At 35.3% G+C, this 8,079-nt stretch carries 8 protein-coding genes; 3 read left to right on the top strand and 5 right to left on the bottom strand.

The features are described from left to right. Window positions 1–36: 36 nt before the first annotated feature. The 5 genes from V7068_RS17255 to V7068_RS17235 all read right to left on the bottom strand — a co-directional run bounded on the left by V7068_RS17255 (window position 37) and on the right by V7068_RS17235 (window position 4,275). A complete protein-coding gene (locus V7068_RS17255) occupies window positions 37–783 on the bottom strand; it encodes an amino acid ABC transporter ATP-binding protein (protein ID WP_499713811.1) in 747 nt (248 codons plus the stop codon). A gap of 15 nt (window positions 784–798) precedes the next feature. Then, window positions 799–1,455, bottom strand: a complete 657-nt coding sequence (locus V7068_RS17250) for an amino acid ABC transporter permease (RefSeq protein ID WP_499713810.1) — start codon at window positions 1,453–1,455, stop codon at window positions 799–801. A gap of 72 nt (window positions 1,456–1,527) precedes the next feature. Then, window positions 1,528–2,310, bottom strand: coding sequence for an amino acid ABC transporter substrate-binding protein (locus tag V7068_RS17245; RefSeq protein ID WP_499713809.1), 783 nt, complete (start codon window positions 2,308–2,310; stop codon window positions 1,528–1,530). Between the two features lie 106 nt (window positions 2,311–2,416). Further along, the gene (gene speG, locus V7068_RS17240; protein ID WP_499713808.1) at window positions 2,417–2,959 is read right to left on the bottom strand and encodes a spermidine N1-acetyltransferase; all 543 of its coding nucleotides are present in this window, start codon (window positions 2,957–2,959) and stop codon (window positions 2,417–2,419) included. Between the two features lie 233 nt (window positions 2,960–3,192). After that, the gene (locus V7068_RS17235; RefSeq protein ID WP_499713807.1) at window positions 3,193–4,275 is read right to left on the bottom strand and encodes a mechanosensitive ion channel family protein; all 1,083 of its coding nucleotides are present in this window, start codon (window positions 4,273–4,275) and stop codon (window positions 3,193–3,195) included. A 218-nt stretch (window positions 4,276–4,493) separates the two neighbouring features. Between V7068_RS17235 and V7068_RS17230 the strand changes: the two genes are divergently transcribed. The 3 genes from V7068_RS17230 (at window position 4,494) to V7068_RS17220 (ending at window position 8,068) form a co-directional block, all read left to right on the top strand. After that, on the top strand, window positions 4,494–5,120 hold the full coding sequence (locus V7068_RS17230) for a DUF305 domain-containing protein (RefSeq protein ID WP_499713806.1): 627 nt from the start codon (window positions 4,494–4,496) through the stop codon (window positions 5,118–5,120). Between the two features lie 115 nt (window positions 5,121–5,235). Continuing rightward, entirely contained in the window at window positions 5,236–6,135 is a 900-nt protein-coding gene (locus tag V7068_RS17225; RefSeq protein WP_499713805.1) for a LysR family transcriptional regulator, read from the top strand. 286 nt (window positions 6,136–6,421) lie between these two features. After that, complete coding sequence (locus tag V7068_RS17220; protein WP_499713804.1) at window positions 6,422–8,068, top strand: ABC transporter substrate-binding protein; 1,647 nt, start codon at window positions 6,422–6,424, stop codon at window positions 8,066–8,068. Window positions 8,069–8,079 lie beyond the last annotated feature (11 nt).

Here is an 8,079-nt window from a genome sequence, read left to right as displayed (position 1 = left end):
CCCTGCCGTTCTTATTATATGAAAAAGTATCAATTCTTACTTTAAGTTGCGATTTAAGAATGCTTTTGTTCGTTCAAATTGCGGATTGTTAAATAACTCTTCTGGATGCCCAGATTCGATAATTTCTCCATTATCCATGAACATGACTCGATTGGCTACTTCCTTGGCAAAGCCCATTTCATGTGTTACGACAATCATCGTCATTTGTTCTTCCGCAAGGTCCTTCATAACCTGTAAAACTTCCCCTGTTAATTCGGGATCCAAAGCAGAGGTAGGTTCGTCAAACAGCAAAATTTCAGGATTCATCATCAGTGCTCGGGCAATGGCTACTCGTTGTTTTTGTCCACCAGAGAGATTGGCCGGGTATGCTGTTGCTCGATCAGATAGTCCAATTTTCTTGAGGAGCTCAGCACTTCGTTGTTGAATAGCTGATACTGATTCTGTTTTTAACATTTTAGGCGCAATCTCTAAATTTTCTTTTACCGTAAGATGCGGGAAGAGATTGAAATGCTGAAAGACCATACCCATTTTGGAAGTGATGTTTTTAACTTCCTGCGCTTTTGAATAAACGCCATCTTTCACTAAATAGTCGCCTGTTACACGAATGCTGCCGCCGTTAATTTCTTCAAGATGAATGAGACTGCGGAGCATCGTACTTTTACCAGAACCAGAGGGACCGATTACAGCCACTACATCATTTTTATTTACATCAAAAGTAATCTGTTTGAGTACATCTAGTTTGCCGTATGATTTTTTGAGATTGGATACTTCAATGATAGCCATATTCGCCACTCCTTTTTATTCGAATTTGAATCGTTTTTCGAGCCATTTAAAGAACATCGTTAAGACGAGTGTAATTAAGAGATAGATTATACCCGCGATAAAGAATGGCACGATTGTAAAGTCGCGGTTTACAGCAGTCTGAGCAAAGTGTAATAATTCCGGTACGGCAACAGCATAGAGAAGAGCCGTATCCTTAACTAGCGTAATCGATTCGTTCGAAACAGAAGGAAGGGCGATACGGAACATTTGCGGTAAGATAATCCGTGTCGTCGTTTGCCATTTATTTAAACCGAGTACTTTGGCGGCTTCATACTGGCCTTTATCAATAGAAAGAAGGCCGCCGCGGAAGATTTCAGCAAAATACGCTGCATAGTTTAAAATAAAACCTAAACAAGCCGCAACGAAGCGGTCCAAAATTAGATATTCCCCGATTACAGGAATAAGCGGCAGACCAAAACAAATTAACAATAATTGCAGTAACAGCGGTGTACCGCGCATTAAGTAAATATAGGTTTGCGCAAGCCAGGATAATGGTTTAAAACGGCTATTTACAGCTAATGTGAGTAGAAAGCCTAGCGGAATGGAAGCTGCGATAGCGATCAAAAATAAGAGAATCGTCATCTGTGCCCCTTCTAGCATAGGCATAATCATTGTATTGAAATAATCGGCCATGAAAGGATTCCTCCAAAACAAAACAGGGTTTCCAGAGGAAATCCTGTTTTTGTCATAATTTGTTCAGTCTGTTTACTTTAATACTTTATCTTCGCCAAACCACTTTTCTGAGATTTCAGCAGCCGTACCATCTTCATTCATCTCATCAAGTGCTTTTTGAAGTTTTTCTAATAATTCTTCATTTCCTTTTTTCACACCTACACCATATTGTTCCGGTGCAAGCGATTCGTCAAGTAGTTTAAATGTGTCTTTTTCTTTAGACATATAATAATTAATAACAACTTCATCAATAACGACTGCATCTATACGGCCTGTTTTTAAATCACTTAGTGCAAGTACATTATCTTTAAACTCTGTTACTGTTTTGATTTTTGATTTAATTGGATTAGCATTTAAGGCATCAGATGCAGAAGAAAGAGCTTGAATACCCACAACTTTGCCTGATAAATCATCCAGTTTTTTTAGCTTTGAGTCGGTTAAAGTCACAACAACCTGTGCATTTTCTAAGTATGGTTTTGTGAAAAGAACTTTTTCTTTGCGTTCATCTGTAATTGTATATCCGTTCCAAATCAGGTCAATTCGTCCACTGCTTAGTTCGGATTCTTTTGTTTTCCAATCAATTGGCTGGAATGTAGCTGTCATGTCCATTTTTTCAGCAGCAGCTTTAGCATAATCAATGTCGAAACCAACGATTTCATTATTCTCATCTCGGAAGCCCATTGGAGCAAATTGATCGTCAATCCCGATAACTAAAGTATCTTTTTGATCTGTTCCTTTATCCTCTGCTGTACCGCAAGCTGTAAGGATGGAGAACATAGCTACTAAAGTCAAAATCATAGTTGCTATACGTTTCATCTCGAAGAAATTCTCCTTTGTCTATATTATAATATTCCTTTAGTACGTTACCATATTATTATGATAACATAATTTTGGAGGTAGCAGTACCCATAATATTATGTTCTTAATTTTGGGAATTTTCCTGCTCTTTCATTTCGATATATTGTTCTTGGAAGATGCACATTCTTAATGCATCATGATATTTACCAGCAACAAAGAATTCATCTTGTAGTTCGCCTTCTATTTGAAAGCCGGCCTTTTGGTAAACATGAATAGCTATTTCATTCGTTTTATCAACGATTAAATATAGCTTATGTAAATTTAAAATAAAAAACGCATAATTCATCGCTAAGCGAGTAGCGGTTAATGAATATCCACAACCTTGGTACTTCGGATCAATAATAATCTGAAATTCAGCTCTGCGATGGATATAATCGATTTCTACTAGCTCGACTAGACCGAGAATGTCCGTTCCTTGTTGAAGGATAAAGCGGCGTTCTCCTTGATTATGGATATGTTTATCGAATAAGTCCTGTAATTCAACAAAGGCTTCATACGGTTCCTCAAACCAATAAGACATAATTTTAGCATTATTATTCAGTTTATGGACAAATTTCAAATCTTCTCTTTCTAATGGTCTTAATCGCACTTCTTCGTGATTAGTCATTGTTTATTCTCCTCCTATGTTCGAACATTCTTTAATTTAAATAAATCTTTTATATGTAGTTCTTTTTATTATCCGATTTTTATTCAATTATAATGCTTTAATTGTAATTTTTGTATATTCTATTGGTAAATTTTTGCTCAATGGAGATGGATAGAGCCTTTATTGAATAGGGTGTTCATGGAAATTGAATAAACAGGCCCTAAGAACGAATAGGACCTGTTTATTATTGTTTATTATGAACCTGACACTTGATTTGTTTGTATAGCTTTATCTTTTTCAACAATAACGGTACTAATAGGCAAGGCAAGTGATACACCTTCTTGCTCGAGAATGTCCATTATGGCATAATTAATGTCTTCTTTTACCCTTAAATAATCGCCCCAAACAGTTGAGCTAGTAAAGAAGTAGACGAAAATCCGTAGACCATTTGTATTAAGCTGATCAAATTTCACAAAAATTGTTTCTTTATGAACACCTGAGTGGTTGTGTAATGTATATTCAATTTCTTCGGCTACTTGTTTCAGCTTGTTTCTTGGCGTATCATATTTTACTTCCAGGTTAAAGCTAACTCCTCTTTTCCCCATTTTACTCCAGTTTGTAATAACCGAATTAGATAATCCAGCATTTGGTACCGTTACTAATGCTTGAGTAAATGTTCTAACAGAAGTACTCCGGAACGTAATATCTTCGACAACTCCTTCTACACTCGATGTTTGAATCCAATCCCCGATAGAAAAAGGTTTTTCGATAATAATGACAATCCCGCCGAAGAAATTGGCAATTGCATCTTTTGCAGCTAAGGCAAAAGCAAGACCGCCCAGCCCTAAGCCTGCTACAAACCCGTTTACGTCATAATTAAACTCTTGGGCAATAATACTGAAACTAATCGCGATGATGATAAAACGTAAACCCTTTGATAAAAATGGGATAAGGATTTGGTCCATATTAATATCAAAGCGGTCTCTTATCTTTTCGAATAAGACTGATGAAGCAGAAGACATATTATATAATCCCCAGCTAATAATAAAAATTACGCTGGCACGAAAGAACTTTAAGAATAATGGATCTTTTTGGTCTAAATAAGGGAAGTAACGAAGTGCTACATATACACCAACTATGATGAATAACCAACGAATCGGCTGTTCAAAAGAATTAAAAACATGTGTAAAAAAATTGGTCGGCGATTTTTTGCTGATTTTTAAAATGAATTTAAAGATATATGTAGTAAATATCTTTCTTAACAACAAAAATAAGAGTAGAATCCCGATGGAAATCCCAAGGTTCGTTAATTTGTCGATATCATAATTTAAGGCCATATTACTTTCTCCTCTACATTGAATCGCTTCTTTGTTCTTTCATTATATAAAATCGTATCGTTTGGCGGGAATAATTTTAATCTATTCCTATATCAGGCTTTTCACACGTGTAAAATTTGTACAAGTAACAGCGGCGTGTTTTCTTTTGCGTTTTGTTCCGTATAAGCCCAATCTTTTTCTTCCATAATAAAATCGAGTTAGTGATAAGGGGGGCTTAGATGAGAGGGTGGACTAAGCATTTATGGATTGGGCTTATAGTTTGGATTGCATTAATAGATAGTGTTGATGCAAAAGTGAGTCCAAAGGAAGAAGCGTATTTCGATTATTATCGTATTGCCTTACAAATGATGAAAACGAAGGTAGAGGATGTTCCGAACACTGGTGATGCAACACTTGATTTCTTGTATGAAATGATTCCGCTTCATGAAGCTTCCATTGCTATGTGTGAAAATATTATGAGGTTTAGTGATCATTCAGAAGTGAAACAGATTGCCAAAAAGATAGTCCATAATCAACTTATTGAATTAGATAAAATGAAGGTACTGTTAAAGGAAATGAAAGAACATCCCCATATAGAGTTAGAAAAGGAAGCAGCTTATTTGGAAGTATATAAAGATTCGTTTCAACAAATGATTGAGAAAATGGAAAGAGCTAAAACTAAAGGGGATATTAACAGACATTTTTTAGAAGAAATGATTTCGCTTCATGAAGGAGCGGTTGAAATGGAGATTACGATTTTACAATTTACCAATAATGGGGACTTGAGACGTATTGCACGAACGATGCTTGTTGACCAAAAAACACAACTTATACAGATGCAAAGAGTAATGAAAATCATTGAGTAATATAGAATGGTGTTCCATAAAAAATAGACAATAAAAGCAATGGCTGATAAACTTAAATATGATAATGATTATCATTATCGTATTTAAGTTTATCTTTATGAGAAGGGGAGTAGAGATGAATATATTAGAGAAAATGGAGTCCTTCATTGTTTTAGCTGAATGTCATTCTTTTACGGAAGCTGCTCGACGATTGTATTGTTCCCAGCCTACAATTAGTCATCATATAAATAAATTAGAAGAGAATTTTAATTCTAAGCTGTTTCATCGTTCTGGAAAAAAAGTAGAGTTAACGAAGCAAGGCGAAATTTTACTGCACTATGCGAGGGAAATTATGAATCTTGTTGATGAAGCGTCAGAAAAGATTAAGAAAGCCGACTATTATGAGCAAACATTTCCAGTGTATGTTAGTCACTATATTGCGGAGAATTACTTTTCAAAAATTATGAGTCAACAGCAACTTGATTCGACATCTCAACAATATTACGAGATTAATAGCTACTGTTATGCTGATTTAAGAAGAAGTCTTCAAGAGAAACAAACAAAGTTTGCCATCATGCCAATTTACTCTGAGGACTATTATATTAGTAATCAGTATGATGTATCTATTTTATTCGAGGAAGAGTTGCTATTAGTGTTCCCAGTAAGTCATCGTTGGGCTAACAGAAAAGTGATTTATACGCGTGACTTACATCATGAAACCATTTTGCTGCCAAATAGCGATTATTTACAGCAGCATATTATCAATCAATTAAACAGCCGAGAAGTGAATGCACGTTATTTAAAAATGAGTAATTTTGAAATCATTAAACAGGCTGTTCAAATGGGGCATGGCATTGCTTTTCTACCATATGGAGCTGTAAGAGAAGAGATCGATCAGCAGCAGCTCATTTCTAAGAGAGTATTAGGATTACGTTTTCATCGGAAGAACGGCATTGTTTTTCAGAAGAACATTGAACTTACACAGACAGAACAAGCATTTTGTAAAAAAGTTAAAGAGCATTTTAAAGTATTGTAGAATCCTCAAGTTTGAGGATTTTTTTATAATCATAGCCTATGATTTAAAGTTTGAATTTTAGCACTATTAAATATTTGAATAATAGCATCGGAATATTTTATCAAGCAACATCAATCTATTTGTACATCTAGTAGTATTCATATATTACCAATTAATCGATATTGATAATCATTATCATAAGTGGTATCTTGATAATATATTAATTTTCATTGGATAGTCGAGGAAGAATTGTGTCATAGAAATGCATGATACATAGCCAATAAAAAAGAAAACGGAGGTTTTAGGTTTGCGTAAATCATTTCATGCTTTATTTACTTTTCTAGTTTTAGCTATTGTTTTAGCTGGTTGTTCTTCTAAGGAAGAGAAAACAAATACGGATAATAAAGAGCAGTCAGAAGAGCTTCAAACAGTCGAAGAATTAAAAATTGGTTTACCAACAGATGTAGGTCCATTGAATATTTATACAGGGAACTTGGATTATTTAACGGAACTCGTATACGACAAATTATTTGCTCCATCTCCTTATGTCGATAAGCCGCAACCATGGCTTGCTGAATCTGCCGAGCAAATAGACGATACGACATGGATTGTTAAAATTCGCTCTGGAATCAAGTGGCATGATGGAGAAGACTTTACAGCTGAGGACGTTAAATTTACATATGAATATTATCGTGATGGCCCAGCTAACCGACATACTCACCATGTAAGTGAAGTACCACAAATTGATGTGATTGAATTAGAAGATGAAAATACGATTCGATTTGAGTGCGGTTATGCATGTCCTTCACTTGACACGATTACATTTGCTGATTTACCTATCTTGCCTAAACATATTTGGGAAAATGTAAAAAATCCACGTAAATACACGGATTTAGCAGTAGGAACAGGTCCTTACAAACTAGTAGCTTATACAGCAGATCAATCTTACAAATTCGAAGCAAATACAGATTACTTTATGGGAGCACCTTTAGTTCAAAAACTAAATATGCCAATTATTAAAGATCCAACAGCAATGTTTAATGCTCTCCGTTCAGGCGAAATTGATATTTCAGCAAGAACAGTGCCAGCGGAGTTACAAGACACATTTGTAAAATCTAATAATATGAAAGTGGCGGAAACGTCAGCATTATCGATTGTTGAATTAAAACTAAATTATGATAACGCACCATTCAATATCGAGAAGTTTAGAAAAGCGATGTCTTTATCAGTTGATCGTCAAAGTATCGTGGATACAGTATTGCTTGGACAAGGAGCAGCTGGCCTTAAAGGCTATCCACATCCGGATTCTCCGTGGACGAATCCAAATTTAAGTACGCCGTTTAATGCAAAACAAGCTCAAAGTATTTTTGATGAATTGAAGTATGTAGATATTAATGGTGATGGAATGCGTGAAACACCTGAAGGTAAAGAACTTAAACTTTCTTTAAAAGTATCATCTAGTGAACCTGTGTATGTGCGTGTTGCGGAAATGTTAAAAGAACAATTTGCAGATGTAGGCATTAATGTGGAAGTGGTTACATTAGATGCTGGAACAATGGCGACTTTATTCCAATCACGTGATTTTGATTTAAGTCTTGGTTTGATTGGTCCACATGGTGTAGCCGATCCAGATCAATTTATTATGTCACACCGCTCAGCATATTTATGGACAAAAGGTCTTGAATATCCTGAAATGGATACGTTGATTCAGAAATGGATGGCTGCGAATACGATTGAGGATCGTAAGCAAATTTCCTTTGATATGCAAACATTATTTAACAATCAACCAACAAGTATTGCCCTTTACTATCCAGAAGAAAAATTTGCTTATAACAAAGATGTATATGATCAATGGGTAGAATCTTTAGGATATGGAATTATTAATAAATATTCCTTCTTACCTCAAGAAGTGAGAGATGCAGTGGCTGCTAAACCAGCAACAATCGTAGAGTAACGTGGAGGGAA

The organism is Bacillus sp. JJ634, from assembly GCF_036962285.1.
Lineage (GTDB): Bacteria > Bacillota > Bacilli > Bacillales > DSM-1321 > Peribacillus > Peribacillus asahii_A.
This window is presented reverse-complemented; position numbering and strand designations above follow the sequence as displayed.